Annotated in this window: 16 protein-coding genes; 12 read left to right on the forward strand and 4 right to left on the reverse strand. The window is 71.0% G+C overall.

Translation table 11 applies throughout. The features are described 5' to 3' along the window. Positions 1-84 precede the first annotated feature (84 nt). The 7 genes from ABZ016_RS15110 (at position 85) to ABZ016_RS15140 (ending at position 7,126) form a co-directional block, all read left to right on the forward strand. A complete protein-coding gene (locus ABZ016_RS15110) occupies positions 85-1,296 on the forward strand; it encodes a phosphoglycerate kinase (protein WP_356917035.1) in 1,212 nt (403 codons plus the stop codon). A gap of 42 nt (positions 1,297-1,338) precedes the next feature. Next, positions 1,339-2,094, forward strand: a complete 756-nt coding sequence (gene tpiA, locus ABZ016_RS15115; protein WP_356917087.1) for a triose-phosphate isomerase — start codon at positions 1,339-1,341, stop codon at positions 2,092-2,094. 101 nt (positions 2,095-2,195) lie between these two features. Beyond that, positions 2,196-2,426, forward strand: coding sequence for a preprotein translocase subunit SecG (gene secG, locus ABZ016_RS15120; protein ID WP_009300451.1), 231 nt, complete (start codon positions 2,196-2,198; stop codon positions 2,424-2,426). A 207-nt stretch (positions 2,427-2,633) separates the two neighbouring features. Continuing rightward, positions 2,634-2,969: an RNA polymerase-binding protein RbpA gene (locus tag ABZ016_RS15125; protein ID WP_003976875.1), complete on the forward strand. Its 336-nt coding sequence runs from the start codon at positions 2,634-2,636 to the stop codon at positions 2,967-2,969. 135 nt (positions 2,970-3,104) lie between these two features. Continuing rightward, the gene (locus ABZ016_RS15130) at positions 3,105-4,436 is read left to right on the forward strand and encodes an MFS transporter (protein ID WP_356917036.1); all 1,332 of its coding nucleotides are present in this window, start codon (positions 3,105-3,107) and stop codon (positions 4,434-4,436) included. Positions 4,437-4,444: 8 nt separating this feature from the next. After that, positions 4,445-6,097 (forward strand): glucose-6-phosphate isomerase, encoded by a 1,653-nt coding sequence (pgi, locus tag ABZ016_RS15135; protein WP_356917038.1) that lies wholly within the window; start codon positions 4,445-4,447, stop codon positions 6,095-6,097. 93 nt (positions 6,098-6,190) lie between these two features. Continuing rightward, on the forward strand, positions 6,191-7,126 hold the full coding sequence (locus ABZ016_RS15140) for a hypothetical protein (RefSeq protein ID WP_356917040.1): 936 nt from the start codon (positions 6,191-6,193) through the stop codon (positions 7,124-7,126). A 41-nt stretch (positions 7,127-7,167) separates the two neighbouring features. Here the strand turns inward: ABZ016_RS15140 and ABZ016_RS15145 are convergent, their stop codons facing one another. From ABZ016_RS15145 to ABZ016_RS15155, 3 genes are read right to left on the reverse strand one after another with little or no spacing between them, the layout of a single operon-like run. Further along, entirely contained in the window at positions 7,168-9,573 is a 2,406-nt protein-coding gene (locus ABZ016_RS15145; RefSeq protein WP_356917041.1) for an FtsX-like permease family protein, read from the reverse strand. Positions 9,574-9,624: 51 nt separating this feature from the next. Next, positions 9,625-10,380 (reverse strand): ABC transporter ATP-binding protein, encoded by a 756-nt coding sequence (locus tag ABZ016_RS15150; RefSeq protein ID WP_356917042.1) that lies wholly within the window; start codon positions 10,378-10,380, stop codon positions 9,625-9,627. Continuing rightward, positions 10,377-10,892, reverse strand: coding sequence for a PadR family transcriptional regulator (locus ABZ016_RS15155; RefSeq protein WP_356917043.1), 516 nt, complete (start codon positions 10,890-10,892; stop codon positions 10,377-10,379). Before ABZ016_RS15155 ends, ABZ016_RS15150 begins: the two co-directional genes overlap by 4 nt. Positions 10,893-11,017: 125 nt before the next feature. Between ABZ016_RS15155 and ABZ016_RS15160 the strand changes: the two genes are divergently transcribed. The 5 genes from ABZ016_RS15160 (at position 11,018) to ABZ016_RS15180 (ending at position 17,711) form a co-directional block, all read left to right on the forward strand. Continuing rightward, on the forward strand, positions 11,018-12,289 hold the full coding sequence (locus ABZ016_RS15160; protein ID WP_356917044.1) for an ABC transporter substrate-binding protein: 1,272 nt from the start codon (positions 11,018-11,020) through the stop codon (positions 12,287-12,289). A gap of 151 nt (positions 12,290-12,440) precedes the next feature. Continuing rightward, the gene (locus ABZ016_RS15165; RefSeq protein WP_356917045.1) at positions 12,441-14,099 is read left to right on the forward strand and encodes a glycoside hydrolase family 13 protein; all 1,659 of its coding nucleotides are present in this window, start codon (positions 12,441-12,443) and stop codon (positions 14,097-14,099) included. Positions 14,100-14,181: 82 nt separating this feature from the next. Then, on the forward strand, positions 14,182-15,507 hold the full coding sequence (locus ABZ016_RS15170; protein ID WP_356917046.1) for an ABC transporter substrate-binding protein: 1,326 nt from the start codon (positions 14,182-14,184) through the stop codon (positions 15,505-15,507). 6 nt (positions 15,508-15,513) lie between these two features. Beyond that, a complete protein-coding gene (locus ABZ016_RS15175) occupies positions 15,514-16,875 on the forward strand; it encodes an ABC transporter permease subunit (RefSeq protein WP_356917047.1) in 1,362 nt (453 codons plus the stop codon). Beyond that, positions 16,872-17,711, forward strand: coding sequence for a carbohydrate ABC transporter permease (locus ABZ016_RS15180; protein ID WP_356917048.1), 840 nt, complete (start codon positions 16,872-16,874; stop codon positions 17,709-17,711). The genes ABZ016_RS15175 and ABZ016_RS15180 overlap by 4 nt, the downstream gene beginning before the upstream one ends. Here the strand turns inward: ABZ016_RS15180 and ABZ016_RS15185 are convergent. After that, on the reverse strand, positions 17,704-17,976 hold the full coding sequence (locus ABZ016_RS15185) for a hypothetical protein (RefSeq protein ID WP_356917089.1): 273 nt from the start codon (positions 17,974-17,976) through the stop codon (positions 17,704-17,706). The two genes, ABZ016_RS15180 and ABZ016_RS15185, sit on opposite strands and share 8 nt — an antisense overlap. Positions 17,977-18,043 lie beyond the last annotated feature (67 nt).

Genomic DNA, 18,043 nt, shown 5'->3' on the forward strand with positions numbered 1-18,043 from the left:
TCCGAGCCCTGACTCACGTACAGATCAGAGCTGTTCGATCACGAGCGCTTACGAGCGATCACGAGCTCTTTCAGGAGTCCCTGCATGAAGACGATCGACGAACTCCTTGCCGAAGGGGTGGCGGGCAAGCGGATCTTCGTCCGCGCCGACCTGAACGTGCCGCTGGACGGCACCACCATCACCGACGACGGCCGTATCCGCGCCGTGCTGCCCACCGTCAAGGCTCTCGCCGACGCGGGCGCCCGCGTGGTCGTCGCCTCGCACCTGGGCCGCCCCAAGGGTGCCCCGGACCCGGCCTTCTCCCTCGCCCCGGCCGCCGCGCGCCTCGGTGAGCTCCTCGGGTCGGACGTGGCCTTCGCGACCGACACGGTCGGCGAGTCCGCCCGGGCCACCGTCGCCGGCCTCGCCGACGGCCAGGTCGCCCTCGTCGAGAACCTGCGCTTCAACGCCGGTGAGACGAGCAAGGACGACGCCGAGCGCGGCGCCTTCGCCGAACAGCTCGCCGCCCTCGCAGACCTCTACGTCGGTGACGGCTTCGGCGCGGTGCACCGTAAGCACGCCTCGGTCTTCGACCTTCCGGCCCGCCTGCCGCACTACGCCGGCTACCTCATCGCCACCGAGGTCGGTGTCCTGAAGAAGCTCACCGACGACGTCAAGCGGCCCTACGCCGTCGTCCTGGGCGGCGCCAAGGTGTCCGACAAGCTCGCCGTCATCGACCAGCTGCTCGGCAAGGCCGACCGCCTGCTCATCGGCGGCGGCATGGTCTTCACCTTCCTCAAGGCCAAGGGCCACGAGATCGGCTCGTCCCTGGTCCAGGAGGACCAGCTCCCGGTCGTCCGGGAGTACATCGAGCGCGCCGAGAAGAGCGGCGTCGAGCTGGTCCTGCCCGTGGACGTCGTGGTCGCGCCGGAGTTCCCGGACCTCAAGACCAAGGCTCCGGCCCGGCCCAGCACGGTCGCCGCGGACGCCATGCCGGCCGGCCAGATGGGCCTGGACATCGGTCCCGAGTCCCGCACACTGTACGCCTCGAAGATCACCGACGCCGCCACCGTCTTCTGGAACGGCCCCATGGGCGTCTTCGAGCACCCCGATTTCGCCGAGGGCACCAAGGCCGTCGCCCAGGCACTCCTCGACTCGAAGGCCTTCACGGTGGTCGGTGGTGGCGACTCCGCCGCGGCCGTGCGCATCCTGGGCTTCGACGAGAACGCATTCGGCCACATCTCGACCGGTGGCGGCGCCTCCCTCGAATACCTCGAGGGCAAGACGCTCCCCGGCCTCGCCGCACTGGAGGACTGACCTTTCATGGCTCCATCTAATCTTTCCGGGCGCACGCCGCTGATGGCGGGCAACTGGAAGATGAACCTCAACCACCTCGAGGCCATCGCCCACGTCCAGAAGCTCGCCTTCGCCCTGGCCGACAAGGACTACGAGGCCGTCGAGGTCGCCGTCCTGCCGCCCTTCACCGACCTGCGCTCCGTGCAGACCCTGGTCGACGGCGACAAGCTGAAGATCAAGTACGGCGCCCAGGACATCTCGGCGCACGACGGCGGCGCCTTCACCGGTGAGATCTCCGGGCCGATGCTGGCCAAGCTGAAGTGCACGTACGTCGCCATCGGCCACAGCGAGCGCCGCCAGTACCACGGCGAGACCGACGAGCTGGTGAACGCCAAGGTCAAGGCCGCCTACAAGCACGGCCTGACCCCCATCCTGTGCGTCGGCGAGGAGCTGGAGGTGCGTGAGGCGGGCAACCACGTCTCCCACACCCTCACCCAGGTCGAGGGCGGTCTGAAGGACCTCTCCGCCGAGCAGGCCGAAACCGTCGTGATCGCCTATGAGCCCGTCTGGGCCATCGGCACCGGCAAGGTCTGCGGCGCCGAGGACGCCCAGGAGGTCTGCGCGGCGATCCGCGGCAAGATCGCCGAGCTGTACTCCCAGGACCTGGCCGACAAGGTCCGCATCCAGTACGGCGGCTCCGTGAAGTCCGGCAACGTCGCTGAGATCATGGCCCAGGCCGACATCGACGGTGCCCTGGTCGGGGGCGCCTCGCTGGACGCCGACGAGTTCGTCAAGATCGTGCGCTTCCGCGACCAGTGAGTATGCGGTAGCGGCGATCCGTCGTACCCTTGCGGGGTCCAGCGCTGTGCTGGGCCCCGCGTCGTCCATCCGAATCCGAGGAAGTTGGTCCAGCCGTGGTTTTGGGGTTCTCGATCGCCCTGATCGTCTTCAGCCTGCTGCTGATGCTGCTGGTGCTGATGCACAAGGGGAAGGGCGGCGGCCTCTCCGACATGTTCGGTGGCGGCATGCAGTCCTCCGTCGGCGGCTCCTCGGTCGCCGAACGCAACCTCGACCGGATCACGGTCGTGGTCGGTCTGCTGTGGTTCGCGTGCATTGTCGTGCTCGGCATCCTGATGAAGGTGAACAACTGACCGAGCCGCCATCCGCACGGACCTGTACGTAAGGCCCCATGGTGGGTACGCGCAGCTGAGCGCGGCCTATCATGGGGCTTGCGTCCAGGTGTGAGGGTTGTAACTCCAACCACTGGACGCGCGTTGGGCCTTACGTAGACTGAGGCGCTCGCAGCGAAGCGGAACGCCGACTCGCTTCGCGGCACCATCACGCAGGGAGTTACGACCGTGGCAAGTGGCAACGCGATCCGGGGAAGCCGGGTCGGGGCGGGGCCGATGGGCGAGGCCGAGCGCGGCGAGTCCGCGCCGCGGCTGCGCATCTCCTTCTGGTGCTCCAACGGACACGAGACCCAGCCGAGCTTCGCCAGCGACGCGCAGGTGCCCGAAACCTGGGACTGTCCCCGCTGCGGCTTTCCGGCAGGCCAGGACCGGGACAACCCCCCGGACCCGCCGCGCACCGAGCCCTACAAGACGCACCTGGCGTACGTACGGGAGCGGCGCAGCGACGCGGACGGCGAGGCGATCCTCGCCGAGGCGCTCGCCAAACTGCGGGGCGAGATCTAGAAGCCGAGACCGGCCGGGCACCAGCAGGTGCCCGGCCGGAACTGCTCTCCCCATGGGTGTGACGCCCGCTCACGGACCGATTGTCAGTGGTGCCCTCTACGGTTTGTGCATCGGGTGGACCGTGAGGGGGAGACAGTGTCGACGGCCGAGGTGGGGGACGTGCGCGCGCCCGCGTGGCGCGGCGGTTTCGGACGGCTGTGGAGCGCCGCCGTGCTGTCCAGCTTCGGGGACGCGCTGCGTACGGCCGCGCTGCCCCTGCTGGCCGTCACACTGACCGATGATCCGCTGCTCGTCGCCTCCGTCACGGCCTGCGGCTATCTGCCCTGGATCGTCTTCGGACTGCTCGGCGGGGCCGTCGCCGACCGCGTGGACCAGCGGCGCGCCATGTGGATGGTCGATGCCCTGCGCGGTCTGCTGGTCGCGGCCTTCGCGGTGGCCGTGGCGCTCGGCCACGCCTCGATCGGCCTGCTGATCGCGCTGGCCTTCGCGCTGACCGCGCTCCAGACCCTCTTCGACAACGCCGCCACGGCGCTGCTGCCCGCCCTGGTCGACCGGGACGCCCTCGGCAGCGCCAACGCCCGGCTGATGACCGGACAGCGCATCGCCGGCGGGCTGCTGGGCGGCCCCGTCGTGCCGCTGCTCCTGGTGGCCGGGGCCGCCGTGCCTTTCGCGGCCGACGCCGTGACCTTCCTGGCGGCCGCCGCACTCGTGGCCTCCCTGCGGACGCCGCCGCCCGAGCGGACCCCGCGACCGGCGGGCAGCACCCTGCGCCGGGAGATCGCCGAGGGACTGCGCGCCCTGGTCCGGGACCGGGCGCTGCGCGCGCTGTGCACCGCCACCGCCCTGTGCAACATCGGCATGGGCGCCCTCGTCGCCACCCTCGTCGTCCTGGTGACCGGTTGGCTGGACGCCGGCAACGCGGGATACGCGGCGGCCATGACCGCGTACACCGTCGGCAGTCTGGCCGGGGGAGCCTTGGGCGGCCGGCTCGTCGACCGCGTCGGCCGGATGCGCGCGGTGCTGGTCGCCGGCGTGGTGCAGACCGGGGCGCTCGTCGTCATGGGGGCGGTGCGCAGCCTGGCCGTGCTGGTCGCCGCGCTGGCCGTCTTCGGGTTCATGGGGATGGTGTGGAACGTGAACACCACGACGCTGATGCAGCAACGCAGCCCGGCCGGGGTGCTCGGCCGGGTCAGCTCCGCCTTCCGGACACTCGCCGTCGCGGGCGCGCCCGTGGGCGCGTTGCTGGGCGGAGCCGTCGCCACCGTCTGGGGCGACAACACCCCGGCACTCCTCGCCGCGGCATTCTTCGCCCTGTCCGTCACCGCGCTGATACCCGCGCGCCGGCCGGACGTACCTGTTGTTGCGCCGGAGGACGGAGCGACGACAGTTCACGGCACCCGCTGCTCCATTAGGTTGGGACCGGCAGCGGGGCAGGTACGCAGCAGTACAGGCAAGGAAGAAGGCTGAATCCCCAGATGAACGCAGACGGCCGTACCAGGCTCAACCAGACGTCCGAGTGGACGGCACTGGCCAAGCACCGCGAGGAGCTGGGCGATGTCCAGCTGCGCGAGCTGTTCGCCGCCGACTCCGGCCGCGGCAGCGGGTACACCCTCCGGGTCGGTGACCTGTACGTCGATTACTCCAAGCACCTCGTCACCGACGACACCCTCCGGCTGCTGCGCGAACTGGCCGCGGCCACCGATGTGTTCGGGCTCCGGGACGCCATGTTCCGCGGTGAGAGGATCAACACCACCGAGGACCGGGCGGTGCTGCACACCGCCCTGCGGGCGCCGCGGGACGCGGTGGTCGAGGTCGACGGGGAGAACGTGGTGCCGGGCGTGCACGCCGTGCTCGACAAGATGGCCGCATTCTCCGACCGGGTGCGTTCGGGCGAGTGGACCGGCCACACCGGCAAGCGCATCCGCAACGTCGTCAACATCGGCATCGGCGGCTCCGACCTCGGGCCCGCGATGGCGTACGAGGTGCTGCGCGCCTACACGGACCGCTCGATGACGTTCCGCTTCGTGTCGAACGTGGACGGCTCCGACCTGCACGAGGCGGTCCGCGACCTGGATCCGGCGGAGACGCTGTTCATCGTCGCCTCCAAGACCTTCACCACCATCGAGACGGTCACCAACGCCACGTCCGCGCGCGGCTGGCTGCTCGCCGCGCTCGGTGACGAGGCCGCCGTAGCCAAGCACTTCGTCGCCCTGTCGACGAACGCCGAGAAGGTCGCCGCGTTCGGCATCGACACGGCCAACATGTTCGAGTTCTGGGACTGGGTCGGCGGGCGCTACTCCTACGACTCCGCGATCGGCCTGTCCCTGATGATCGCCATCGGCCCGGACCGCTTCCAGCAGATGCTGGACGGGTTCCGCATCGTCGACGAGCACTTCCGGACCGCGCCCGCCGAGGCCAACGTGCCACTGCTGCTGGGTCTGCTGGGCATCTGGTACGGCAACTTCCACGACGCCCAGTCGCACGCGGTGCTGCCGTACAGCCACTACCTGTCGAAGTTCACCGCCTACCTCCAGCAGCTCGACATGGAGTCCAACGGCAAGTACGTCGGCCGGGACGGGCGCGAGGTGGAGTGGCAGACCGGGCCGGTGGTGTGGGGCACGCCGGGCACCAACGGGCAGCACGCCTACTACCAGCTCATCCACCAGGGCACCAAGCTCATCCCGGCCGACTTCATCGGCTTCGCCCGGCCGGTCGCCGAGCTGAGCGACGAACTCAAGGCGCAGCACGACCTGCTGATGGCCAACTTCTTCGCCCAGACGCAGGCGCTCGCCTTCGGGAAGACCCCCGAGGAGGTGCGGGCCGAGGGCGTCCCGGAGGAGCTGGTGCCGCACAAGACGTTCCAGGGCAACCACCCGACGACCACGATCCTGGCGCCGGAGCTGACCCCGTCGGTCCTGGGCCAGCTGGTCGCGCTCTACGAGCACAAGGTGTTCGTGCAGGGCGCGGTGTGGAACATCGACTCCTTCGACCAGTGGGGCGTGGAGCTCGGCAAGGTCCTCGCCAAGCGGGTCGAGCCCGCGCTGACCGAGGGCGCCGAGGTCGAGGGCCTGGACGCTTCGACCAAGGCGCTGGTCGCGACCTACCGGGAGCTGCGCGGCCGGGAGTGACGGCTTCCGGACGACGGACGCGGACGGCGGGATGCCGTCCGCGTCCCGTAGACTCCGGGCGATCATGACAGCGAGTGCTCGGGGGAGCGCGAAGTGGCACGCACACGCGGAAGTTGGACGGGCGGCACCCTGACGGTCCGGTCCCTGTTGAAGCCCCAGGACGTGGCTCGGGCCGTGTTCCACCCGGCGTGGATACCGCAGCCGCTCGACCCGTCCGTGGAGCAGCTCAAGAAGTTCCGGGTCATCGCCGGGGCGGTCGCGTCCCTCGGCGTATACACCTTCATCGAGGGCGGCTTCGACCTCACGGAGCTGCTGGAGAACGCGATGACCGCCTCGGTCGTCCTGCTCTTCCTCACGCCGCTGACCGTCGGGGCGATGCTGTACGTCTGGCGGCGCACCGGCACCGTGGGGCAGTTGCGGGTGCCGCTCCTCAACTCCCTCAAGCTGTTGCTGCTGTTCGTGGGGTGTGTCGCCGCCCTGCTGATGCTGGTGCGGACGACGAACGCGACGGGCAACCCGGCCGTGATCATCGGGGTCGGCGGGACGATGATGTGGATGCTCGTCTTCACGGCGTCCGGAGCCGTGCGGGTCTCCGGCAACTTCTTCGGCACGGCTGCCGTGCACCGCTGTCTGCCGCCGCTGCTCGCCATGGTGACCAGCTGGCTGGTGGCCGTCCCGGACCTGGTCACCGGTGATCTGCACGGCCTCAGCCTCACGCTGGGCATCGTCTTCATCCTGGGCGCCCCTGTGACGGTCACCGGGATCGCGCTGCTGGAGATGGGGCGGCTGAAGCGGCGGTACGGGATCCGGCTGAAGGCACACCCGGCGACCCTGGCACCGGTTCCCGGGCCCGTCCCCGGACCAGTGCCGCCGATGCCCCCGGGCATGCCGCCGGCCGGGGCGCCGTACCTGCCGCCGCAGGGGAACCCGTACGGCCATCCGTACGGCGCCCCGCAGCCGCCGTACGGGGGCGGCAACCCGTACGCCCCGCAGCCGCCGTACAACCCGCAGCCCCCGTACGGGGGTTGATCACCGAACTCACAGGTGCTGGGGTGCTGGTGACGGAGTCGTCAGGCCACCGCGCTCAGCGTGTCCGCCAGCCGCCGCCGTGCCGCCCGGGCCGACGGCACCGCCGCCAGGGCCGCCGCGCACAGCACCGCCGCCGCACCGAGCAGCAGCATGAGGAGGGCGGACGGGCCCTGCGCGATGCCCGCGCCGATACCGCTCCACCTGCCCTGGGCGTCGATCAGCCAGTGGGCGAGGGGCAGACCCAGTGCCGTGGCGGCCAGGACGGCCGCCAGCGCCGTCAAGCCGGTGGCCGTGACCGTGATCGCCGTGATCTGCCGAGGGGACAGGCCGATGGCCTTCAGCGCCAGCAGGTCCCGTTCGCTCTCGCGGACGGTCCCGCCGATCGCGGTCAGCAGCTCGATGAGCCCGATCAGGGCAAGAACGGCGATCAGCCCGGCGACGACGGCGCGCAGTGGGGAGAGCCCGTCGGCCGGGTTGGCCACGGTGTGCACGTCCAGGTGCCCGCGCCCGGCCGTGGCCAGCCGGTCGGCGACGGCCCGGGGCTCGGCACCGGGATCCAGGCGCAGCTCGTAGAGGGTGGGGCGCAGCCCGGGGTCGTTCGCCCGGAGGGTGTCGAGGGACGTGGAGATGACCCGGCCGGCGTTCTCCGGCTCGATGCTGCGGCCCACGATGTGCAGGATCTGCGGCTGGTCCCCGACGGTCATCCGCACCCAGTCGCCGACCCGCACGTCCAGCAGGTCGAGCAGCCCCTGACCGGCCACGGCCTCGTCCGCGCCCCGGGCCGGGCGGCCCTCGGCGAGGGTGTACGGGTAGGGGTCCTGCTCGGTACCGAGGCCGCGCAGGGCGATCGTCGCCGTCTGGCCCGGGACCAGGGCGGCCGTCTCGACGCCGGGGTAGGCGGCGGCCACCTCCGGGTCGCGTTCCAGCAGCGCACGGGTCTGCCGCTCCCCGAGGCCGGTGTCGGCGCGGACGCTGAGCGCGGTCGGCAGGCCGATCTGCTCGGGCCTGCTGTGGAAGCGGTCGATGGTCGTCCACGCGCTCATCGCCACGACGATCAGCAGCAACGGCAGCGTGAGGCGGGCGACGGTGGCGAGGGACCGCGGGCGGCGGGTGAACGCCCTGTGCCAGCCCAGCACCAGCGCCGGCGGAACGCGCGCGCCGAGGGCGCGGCGTGCCGTGCCGGAGAGCTGTCCGGACCGGCGAGCCGCGGGCGGCAGTCCGAAGAGCCGACGCGCGCCGCTCGCCGGCCGTCCCCCGTGCGGAGCGGTCACGGGCCGCCGTTGCAGGATCCGGCCGGTCGCAGCGGACAACCGCCCGCTCCGTGCCGTGGTGGGCCTCTGCACCGGGACCGGAGGCACCCGCCCCGCCCGCCATGCGGCCAGCCCGGTGGTCGCGCCGATGAACAGCACCGCGCCGGCCGGTATCACGACCAGCGCCAGGGTGTGTCCGGGCAGCCCCTGCCACACCCCGACCGCGTCGCCGAGCCGTCCCGGGATCCGGCTGCCCAGGACCTCGGCGAGTCCGGCGGCGGCCACCGCGCCCAGCAGGGCGTAGGCGAGGTGCTGGAGCAGGAAGACACGGACCACCTGGCCGGGGGTGAAGCCGATCGCCTTCAGCACGGAGAGGTCCCGCAGATGCCCGCGGATACGGGTGCTGATCGCCCCGTGCACGGCGAGCCCGGCGGCCACCAGCGCGCCCAGCCCGAACAGGCCCAGCACCTGGCCGAGGAGCCGGTTGTCGCCCTGGGCCTCGGCACGCGCCTGCTGCCAGGTGGACACCTCCCCGATGGCTCCGGCCCCCAGCACGGTCACGGCACGCTGGACGACGTAGGACGTGTCACCGGGATCGGTCAGCCGCAGTCCGATCACCTGGCCGCCGGGATCCGGCACGGCCGACGGCAGCGCCCACACCAGCCCCGGCTGCTCACCGGGCCGGTAGCGCGGTTCGGCGCTGTCGGCCAGGCCCACGACGGTCAGCCGCCGGGCGGTGCCGGGGACGGTGAGGGTGTCGCCGGGCTCCGCCAGCAGCGCGCGGGCGAGACGGCTCTCCAGGACCACACCGTTCGGGGTGGAGCGGTCCAGCCAGTGGCCGGAGACGATCGGCGGGCGGCCGACGGACGGCCGTTCCGGTGTGCCGCGCAGCTCCACGGCGGCGCGGCTGCCGCGCGAGGAGACCGTGGTGGCGGCGGTGGGGTAGGGGCCGGCGACGGAGTCGACGCCGTCCAGGCCGGCCAGCTCGCCGGTGTCCGCCGCGGTGTCGGTGTGCAGCCACACGTGCGCGCCGTGCGACTGCGTGAACACCCGCTGCCAGGGGTTGGTGGCGTATCCGAACAGGGCCGTGGCCAGCAGCAGTGAGGCGACGATGCCCGCGGTGGCGAGGACGAGGAACAGCGCCTCGCCGCGGTGCGTGCGCAGATCGGAGTGCGCCCAGCGCAGGGTGGCTCGCACGGGCCTCAGTCCCTCGGCCCGCGGCGGGCGCGGTGGTCGTACACCCGCATGTCAGTCCTTGAGTTCCAGCACGCCGGAGATGCCGGACCGGCGCGGTGGTGTGCCGCCGTCGAGTTCCGCGTCGTCCGCGATCCGCCCGTCGAAGAAGCTGATCACCCGGTCCGCGGCACTCGCCAGCCGCGCGTCATGGGTGACCAGGAGGATCGTCTGGCCGCGCTGGTGGAAGCGGGACAGCAGCCGCATCACCTCGCGGGTGCCCTTGCTGTCCAGGCTGCCCGCCGGCTCGTCGGCCAGCAGCAGCGGGGGATGGTTGACCAGGGCCCGGGCGAGGGCGACCCGCTGCTGTTCGCCACCGGACAGTTCGCCCGGCATGCTGCGCTCCTTGCCCGTCAGGCCCAGCTCGGCCAGCAGCTGCTCCCGCTCGGCCCGCGCCTGCTTCGGCGCGGCCCCGGCCAGCAGCGCGGGCAGCTCCACGTTGTCGGCGACGGACAGGTTGGAGACGAGGTTGAAGAACTGGAAGACGATCCCGATCCGCTTGCGGCGCTCCACCGCCCAGCGGGCCTCGCCGTAGGTGTCCGTGCACTCGCCGTCGAGCCAGATGCTGCCCGCGTCCGGCCGCTGGAGCCCGCCGAGCAGATGCAGCAGCGTCGACTTCCCGGCTCCGGACGGGCCGGTGATCGCCACGAACTCGCCGGGCCGTACGCACAGGTCGACCCCGCGCACGGCATGGGCGGGGGCACCCTCGCCGTGGTGCGTCTTCACCAGTCCCTCGGCGCGCAGCACAGGAGTGGGACGCTCGTCGCTCACTCCGACTCCTCCAGCTCTTCCTGGCACCGTTCCAGCCAGTCGAGGTCGGCCTGCAGGTGCAGCATCGCGCCCTCTATCAGCAGGTGGGCGACGCGGTTGTCGCGGTCTTCGGCGGCGGCCAGCCTGGACAGCTGCCGCATCGTGTTCAGGTACTGGCGCCGCTGCTGGTTGATCAGGGAGATCTGGTCGGCGAGCCCGGTCTGCGGGGCGAGCGCCAGCTTCATGAAGAACTCGTCCCGTACCCGCGGCTCGTCCTCGGGCTCCTCGAACCAGACGCGCAGCGCCTCGCGACCGGCTTCGGTGAGGTGGTAGACCTTTTTGTTGGGCCGGCTGGACTGCGTCACGTCCTCGCCCTCGATCAGTCCCGACTTCTCGAGGCGGCCGAGGGTCACATAGATCTGGCCGACATTCGGCTGAGGGTACGCGGAGCCCAGCAGTTGCTCAAGGTCCTGCTTGAGCTCGTAGCCGTGGGCGGGGCCGCGGGCGAGGAGTGCCAGGAGGGGCAGGCGCACGCGTGCAGTCCTCCTGTTGTCCGGTCCAATGTGCTCCAGGCCCTAGTATCGCCCATACCTAACAGGTATACATGGCCTCTGATTCCGGGCAAGGGTGCCCGTCGCCGGTGTACAGGGAGGAACCTATGCGGTGGATCCATGCCGCGGGTAGGGGCCTCCTCGTTCTCGTCGTGGTCCTGACCGGCTATGTCGCCGCCGGGGCCCAGGCGGGCGAGTCCTCGGGAGGCGGTCGCGGCCCCCTCACGCTGGCCACCGCCGGCGACCTCACCGGCTACCTCGGCCCCCTGCTGGAAGGCTGGAACCGCACCCACCCCGGCGAGAAAGTCACCCTCGTCGAGCTGCCCGACTCGGCCGACGAGACCCAGGCGCAGATGGTCACCGACCTGCGCGACGGCGACCGCAGCCGGTTCGACGTGCTCAACATCGACGTCAACTGGACCCCGGAGTTCGCCGCGGCCGGCTGGATCCGGCCCCTGCCGCGCGACCGTTTCCCCCTGAAGAGCTTCCTCCAGCCGGTCGTGGACACGGCGACCTACGACGGACAGCTCTACGCCGTCCCGTACGTCACCAACGCGGGCCTGCTCCTCTACCGCAAGGACGTCCTCGCCGAGGAGGGCGTCCCGCCGCCGCGCACCTGGGCGGAGCTGGAGCGGTACGCGAAGACCCTCGCGCCCAAGCACGGCCTCGACGGCTACGCCGGGCAGTTCCTGCCCTACGAGGGCCTCACGGTCAACGCGGCCGAGGCCGTCTACTCGGCGGGCGGCTCGATCCTCGGCGACGAGGGCGAGCGCGTCACCGTCGACTCGGCGGCGGCCCGCGAGGGCATCGGATTCCTGGCCCGCGGTGTGCGCGAGGGCTGGATCCCGAAGGAAGCGCTGAGCTACAAGGAGGAGGAGTCCAAGCAGGCCTTCCAGGACGGCCGGCTGCTCTTCCTGCGGAACTGGCCGTACGCGTACGTCGGCGCCTCCGCGCAAGGGTCGAAGGTCGCCGGGAAGGTCGGCGCGGTACCGCTGCCGGGACCGGACGGACCGGGCAAGAGCGTCCTCGGCGGCTCCAACCTCGCCGTCAGCACCCACACCCGGCATCCCGACTCGGCCGCCCGTCTGCTCGCCTACCTCACCGGCGAGGACGTCCAGCGCCAGGTCCTCACCCGCGGCGCGCTGCCGCCCGTCCGCGCCGATCTCTACCAGGATCCGGCGCTCATCCGCAGGTTCCCGTACCTGCCGACCCTGCGCGAGAGCGTGCTCTCCGCCGAGCCGCGCCCCAAGAGCCCGCGCTACGACCAGGTCAGCCTGGTCGTGCAGGCGGTCGTGCACGACGCGATGGCCGGGCACCAGACGCCCTCGGCCGCGGTGCGGCGACTGGCGCGCGAGCTCGCCGCGATCTCCCGTCGCTAGACCTTCCCCAAGCTCTCTAGTTACTTGTTAGGTAACGCGGACGTCTCATCTGAGTTCGAGATGCCCCAGCGTGTCCGCATTGGTACCCCCAATCCGTCATGAACCCCTGTGCTTTTCATTGACACCCTCTCGACACGCCTACTTAACATGCATGCATAACCGCTGCCCTCCTCAGAGACAGGTCGATGGGTTGAACAGGCACCACTGGTGGCGTGACGCAGTGATCTATCAGGTGTACGTCCGCAGCTTCCTGGACAGCACCGGCGACGGCATCGGCGATCTCGCCGGCGTCCGGGCCGGACTGCCCTACCTGAAGAAGCTCGGCGTCGACGGGATCTGGCTGAGCCCCTTCTATCCCTCGCCGCAGCACGACCACGGCTACGACGTGGCCGACTACTGCGACGTCGACCCGCTCTTCGGTGACCTCGCCGAGTTCGACCTGTTGGTCGGCGCCGCGCGCCGGCTCGGCGTCAAGGTGCTGCTCGACATCGTCCCCAACCACTGCTCCAGCGAGCACCCCTGGTTCCGCGAGGCCCTCCGGGACGGCCCGGGCAGCCCGGCCCGGGCCCGCTTCCACTTCGCCGACGGCCGCGGCCCGGACGGTGACGAGCCGCCCAACAACTGGCACGCGATGTTCGGCGGCCCGGCGTGGAGCCGGGTGACCGAGGCGGACGGGCGACCCGGCCAGTGGTACCTGCACATGTTCACGCCCGAGCAGCCCGACTGGAACTGGCGCGAGCCGGAGGTCGCCGCCGAGTTCGACCGGGTGCTGCGCTTCTGGCTGGACCGGGGCGTCGACGGCTTCCGCATCGACGTCGCCGCCGGCCTCTTCAAGCATCCGGAACTGCCCGACTCCGACGACCCGGAGGCCGACGCCCGCACCCGCGACTCGGTCAACCCGCTCGCCTGGAACCAGCCCGAGGTGCACGACGTGTGGCGGCGCTGGCGCTCCATATGCGAGGAGTACACCGAGCGCGACGGCTGCGAGCGCCTGCTCGTCGGCGAGGTCTCCGTCCCGACCGCCCGCGAGCACGCGCGGTACGTCCGCTCCGACGAGCTCCACCAGGCCTTCTTCTTCGACCTGCTCAGCGCCTCCTGGGACGCCGACGTGTTCCAGAAGGTCATCTCCGAGGCCATGCAGGACATCGCAGGCACCGGCTCGACGGTCACCTGGGTCCTCAACAACCACGACCAGGTCCGCACGGTCACCCGCTACGGCGAACCCGCCACCGAGGGCAGCGGTCTCGGTGCCGCCCGGGCCCGCGCCGCCGCGCTGCTGATGCTGGCCCTGCCCGGAGCCGCGTACATCTACCAGGGCGAGGAGCTCGGCCTGCCCGAGGTCGTGGACCTGCCCGACGACGTGCTCACCGACCCGATCTTCCGCCGCACCGGCAGCCGGGCCCGCATCCGCGACGGCTGCAGGGTGCCGCTGCCCTGGTCCGGGCAGGCCTCGCCGTTCGGCTTCACCCCCGGCGCGGAGAGCGCCAAGCCGTGGCTGCCGCAGCCCGAGTACTTCGCCGAGTACGCCACCGACAGGGCCCTCGCCGACACCCGCTCCTTCTGGCACCTGTACCGCGACGGCCTGCAACTGCGCGCCGCGCTGCCCCAGTTGGGCGAGGGCACGCTGCGCTGGCTGGACGCCCCGCCCGGCGTCCTGGCCTTCACCCGCGGCGACGACCTGGTGTGCGCCGTGAACTTCGGTACGGCCCCCACACCCGCGCCGGTCTCCGGCACCCCGCTGCTGGCCAGCGGGCCCTGCCCGCCCGGCGTGCTGTCCGGCTCCACGGCGGCCTGGTGGATCCGCACCTGACCGCCCCGCACGTCAACTCCCCGAAAGCGATTCACCCGCAAGCGAACTTCCCGCAAGAGAACCCTCCGAAGGGACATCAACGATGATGCGACGACGTACCACCCTGCTCACCAGCTGCACCGCCCTCACCCTCGCGCTCGGCGCGACCGCCTGCGGCGGCGGCCCCGTCGCGGCGGGCGGCGGCGACAAGGCGCTCAGCGGCCAGTCGATCACCGTGGCCGGCGTCTGGTCCGGCACCGAGCAGAAGAACTTCCAGAAGGTGCTGGACGCCTTCACCGAGAAGACCGGCGCCAAGACGCAGTTCGTCTCCACCGGCGACAACGTCTCCACCGTCGTCGGCAGCAAGATCGAGGGCGGCAACGCCCCCGACGTCGTGATGGTCCCGCAGGTCGGCGTGCTCAAGCAGTTCGCCGGCAAGGGCTGGCTCAAGCCCCTCTCCAAGAAGACGCAGGCGTCCGTCGACGCCAACTTCGCCGACGTCTGGAAGAACTACGGCACCGTCGACGGCACCCTCTACGGCCTCTACTTCAAGGCCGCGCACAAGTCGACCGTCTGGTACAGCCCCGACGCCCTCGCCCAGGCCGGTGTGAAGCCGCCGAAGACCTACGACGAGATGCTCAAGGCCGGGAAGACCGTGTCCGACTCCGGTCTCGCCGCGTTCTCCGTCGCCGGGCAGGACGGCTGGACCCTCACCGACTGGTTCGAGAACGTCTACCTCTCCCAGGCGGGACCCGAGAAGTACGACGCCCTCGCCGCCCACAAGCTGAAGTGGACCGACGCCTCGGTCGTCGACGCCCTCACCACGCTCGGCAAGCTCTACAAGGACAAGCAGCTCATCGCGGGCGGCCAGAAGGGCGCCCTGAACACCGACTTCCCCGGCTCGGTGGAGAAGGTGTTCGGACCGAAGCCCGAGGCAGGCATGGTCTACGAGGGCGACTTCGTCGCCGGCGTCGCCAAGGACCAGTTCGGCAAGTCGATCGGCGAGGACGCGAACTTCTTCCCGTTCCCGGCCGTCGGCGGCGGCGAGGCACCGGTCGTCAGCGGCGGTGACGCCGCCGTCGTCCTCAAGGACGGCAAGAACCAGAAGGCCGCCCAGGCCCTCCTGGAGTACCTGGCCACCCCCGAGGCCGCGGCCGTGTGGGCCGAGGCCGGCGGCTTCCTCTCCCCGAACAAGGAACTCGACCTCGCCAAGTACGGCGACGACGTCACCCGCGCCACCGCCGAGTCCCTCGTGAAGGCCGGAGACTCGGTCCGCTTCGACATGTCCGACCAGGCGCCCGCGGCCTTCGGCGGCACGAAGGGCACCGGCGAGTGGAAGCTGCTCCAGGACTTCCTGCGCGACCCGTCCGACCCGAAGGGCACCGCCGCCAAGCTGGAGGCCGCGGCGGCCAAGGCGTACCAGGACTGATACGCCATGACAGCGACCCTTGTGAAAGAGACGGGTTCCCCGCCGCCCACCCCGGTCGCCGACCGCACCCGGCGACTGCGGCGGCGCGGGAAGATCGTCGCCCTGCTGTTCGTGCTGCCCGCGCTGCTGCTGCTCGGGGCGCTCGTCGTCTACCCCGTGCTGTTCAGCGTCGGCCGCAGCTTCTTCGACGCCTCTGGAACGACCTTCGTGGGCGGCGACAACTACGCCGAGATGTTCCGCGACCCGGCGACCCTCAACGCCGTGCGCAACACGGCCATCTGGGTCGTCGTGGCACCGGCCCTGCTGACCGGGCTCGGGCTGATCCTGGCCGTGCTGGTGGAGAAGGTCCGCTGGGCCACGGCCTTCAAGCTGCTCCTCTTCATGCCGATGGCGGTCTCCTTCCTCGCCGCCGGCATCATCTTCCGGCTCGCCTACGACGAGGATCCGGACAAGGGCGTGCTGAACGCCGCCGTGGTCTCCGTCCACGACGCGTTCAAGGCGGAGTCCTCGTACCCGACGGCCCGGGCCCGTGACGGGCAGGGCCTGACGAAGGAGAAGGACGGGTCGTACCGCACGAGTACGAGCGTCTCCCCGGGGGACGCGGTGACGCTCGGCCTGGTCGGCGTGCTCCCCGAGGACCTGCCGGGCGGCACCGAGCCCGCGTACGCGGCGGCCGGACAGAAGGCCGGTCCCGACGAACTGCGCGGAGTGGTGTACCTGGACTTCACCCCCGGTGGGGGAGGTGAGCAGGGCAAGGTCGACCGGCGGGAGAACGGACTGCCGCAGATGAAGGTCGAGGCGGTGCGCGACGGCAAGCAGGTCGCCACGGCGACCACCGCGTCCGACGGCTCCTTCCGCTTCGAGGGTCTCGAAGCGGGCTCCTACCAGGTGAAACTGCCGTCGTCCAACTTCGCCCAGCCCTACGAGGGAGTCTCCTGGCTCGGCCCGGCCCTCGTCACGCCGGCGATCATCGGCGCGTACCTGTGGATCTGGACCGGCTTCGCCATGGTGCTGATCGGCGCGGGCCTGTCGACGCTGCCGCGGGACGCGCTGGAGGCGGCGCGGATGGACGGCGCGAACGAGTGGCAGATCTTCCGGCGGATCACGGTGCCGTTGCTGGCCCCGGTACTGACGGTCGTCTTCGTGACGTTGGTGATCAACGTGATGAAGGTCTTCGACCTCGTCTACATCATCGCGCCCGGGCCCGTGCAGGAGGACGCGACCGTGCTCGCGACGCAGATGTGGCTGGTGTCGTTCGGCGGCGGCAACAACCAGGGGCTCGGCAGTGCGCTCGGTGTGCTGCTCCTGCTGCTGGTGGTCCCGGCCATGGTGTTCAACGTCCGCCGTTTCCGAAGGAGTCAGCGATGAACGCGGTGCGGCGCGGGTTGGGCAACGGGGTCGTCCAGGCCTTCCTCGTCGTGGTGGGCCTGGTGTGGATGACGCCGCTGGCCGGGCTGTTCCTGTCCTCGCTGCGGTCCGCCGAGGACACGGCGAAGGGCGGCTGGTGGACGGTGTTCTCCAGCCCCGGGCAGCTGTCCTTCGACAACTACTCGGAGCTGCTGGGCAACGCCGGGATCACGCAGGCGTTCTGGAACACGGTGCTGATATCGGTGCCGACGACGGTGCTGGTCGTGGTGATCGCGGCACTCGCGGGGTACGCCTTCGCGTGGCTGGACTTCCCCGGGCGGGAGGCGATCTTCCTGCTCGTGGTCGCACTGCTGGTGGTGCCGGTGCAGATCGGGCTGCTGCCGGTCGCCAAACTCTTCGGGCAGCTGGGGCTGTTCGGCACGATCCCCGGTGTCGTGCTCTTCCACGTGGCCTATGGTCTGCCCTTCGCCGTGTTCCTGCTGCGGAACTACTTCTCCGAGATGCCGAAGGAGATGCTGGAGGCCGCGCGGATGGACGGGGGCAGTGAGTGGCGTATCTTCACGCGGCTCGTGCTGCCGGTGGGGCGGCCGGCGATCGCGTCCCTGGCCATCTTCCAGTTCCTGTGGGTGTGGAACGACATGCTGGTGGCGTTGCTGTTCGCGGACAGTTCCTCGCAGCCGCTGACCGTGGAACTGCAGTCGCAGATACGGCAGTTCGGTAGCAACATCGATGTCCTGGCGCCCGGGGCGTTCGTGTCCCTGGTCGTGCCCGTCGTCGTGTTCTTCGCGTTCCAGAAGCACTTCGTGCAGGGTGTGATGGCGGGGTCGGTCAAGTAGTCCGCCGCTCCGGCCCACCGTCTCGCCCTCCCCAGCCGTCCACCGCCGTCATGGCGCGCTCCACATGAGCGCGCAGGCTGCGCGGTGGGCGGCCGGTGAGGACCAGATCGCCTCCCACGTCACGGTCGGCGGTCAGTGCGTGCACGGCGACGGCGGCGATGTCGTCGGCGTCCACGAAGGCCACCCGCCCGTCGCCCGTCGCGGTCCGGATGACGCCCTCTTCCCGGATGCTCCTGGCGTGCTCGTGGTCGCACGGGAACACCAAAGCGGCCGGAGCCCCGCGCTCAGGGGTTCCGGCCGCTCCGGTGAAACGGGCCGATCGGCGCTCGTGC

This window comes from Streptomyces sp. NPDC006372, from assembly GCF_040612515.1.
Classification (GTDB): Bacteria; Actinomycetota; Actinomycetes; order Streptomycetales; family Streptomycetaceae; genus Streptomyces.

Coding starts and splice junctions, on each gene's coding strand:
- ABZ016_RS15110 (WP_356917035.1), top strand. CDS start 85: ATGAAGACGATCGACGAACTCCTTGCCGAAGGGGTGGCGGGCAAGCGG.
- tpiA (WP_356917087.1), top strand. CDS start 1,339: ATGGCGGGCAACTGGAAGATGAACCTCAACCACCTCGAGGCCATCGCC.
- pgi (WP_356917038.1), top strand. CDS start 4,445: ATGAACGCAGACGGCCGTACCAGGCTCAACCAGACGTCCGAGTGGACG.
- ABZ016_RS15160 (WP_356917044.1), top strand. CDS start 11,018: ATGCGGTGGATCCATGCCGCGGGTAGGGGCCTCCTCGTTCTCGTCGTG.
- ABZ016_RS15165 (WP_356917045.1), top strand. CDS start 12,441: ATGCATAACCGCTGCCCTCCTCAGAGACAGGTCGATGGGTTGAACAGG.
- ABZ016_RS15170 (WP_356917046.1), top strand. CDS start 14,182: ATGATGCGACGACGTACCACCCTGCTCACCAGCTGCACCGCCCTCACC.
- ABZ016_RS15175 (WP_356917047.1), top strand. CDS start 15,514: ATGACAGCGACCCTTGTGAAAGAGACGGGTTCCCCGCCGCCCACCCCG.
- ABZ016_RS15180 (WP_356917048.1), top strand. CDS start 16,872: ATGAACGCGGTGCGGCGCGGGTTGGGCAACGGGGTCGTCCAGGCCTTC.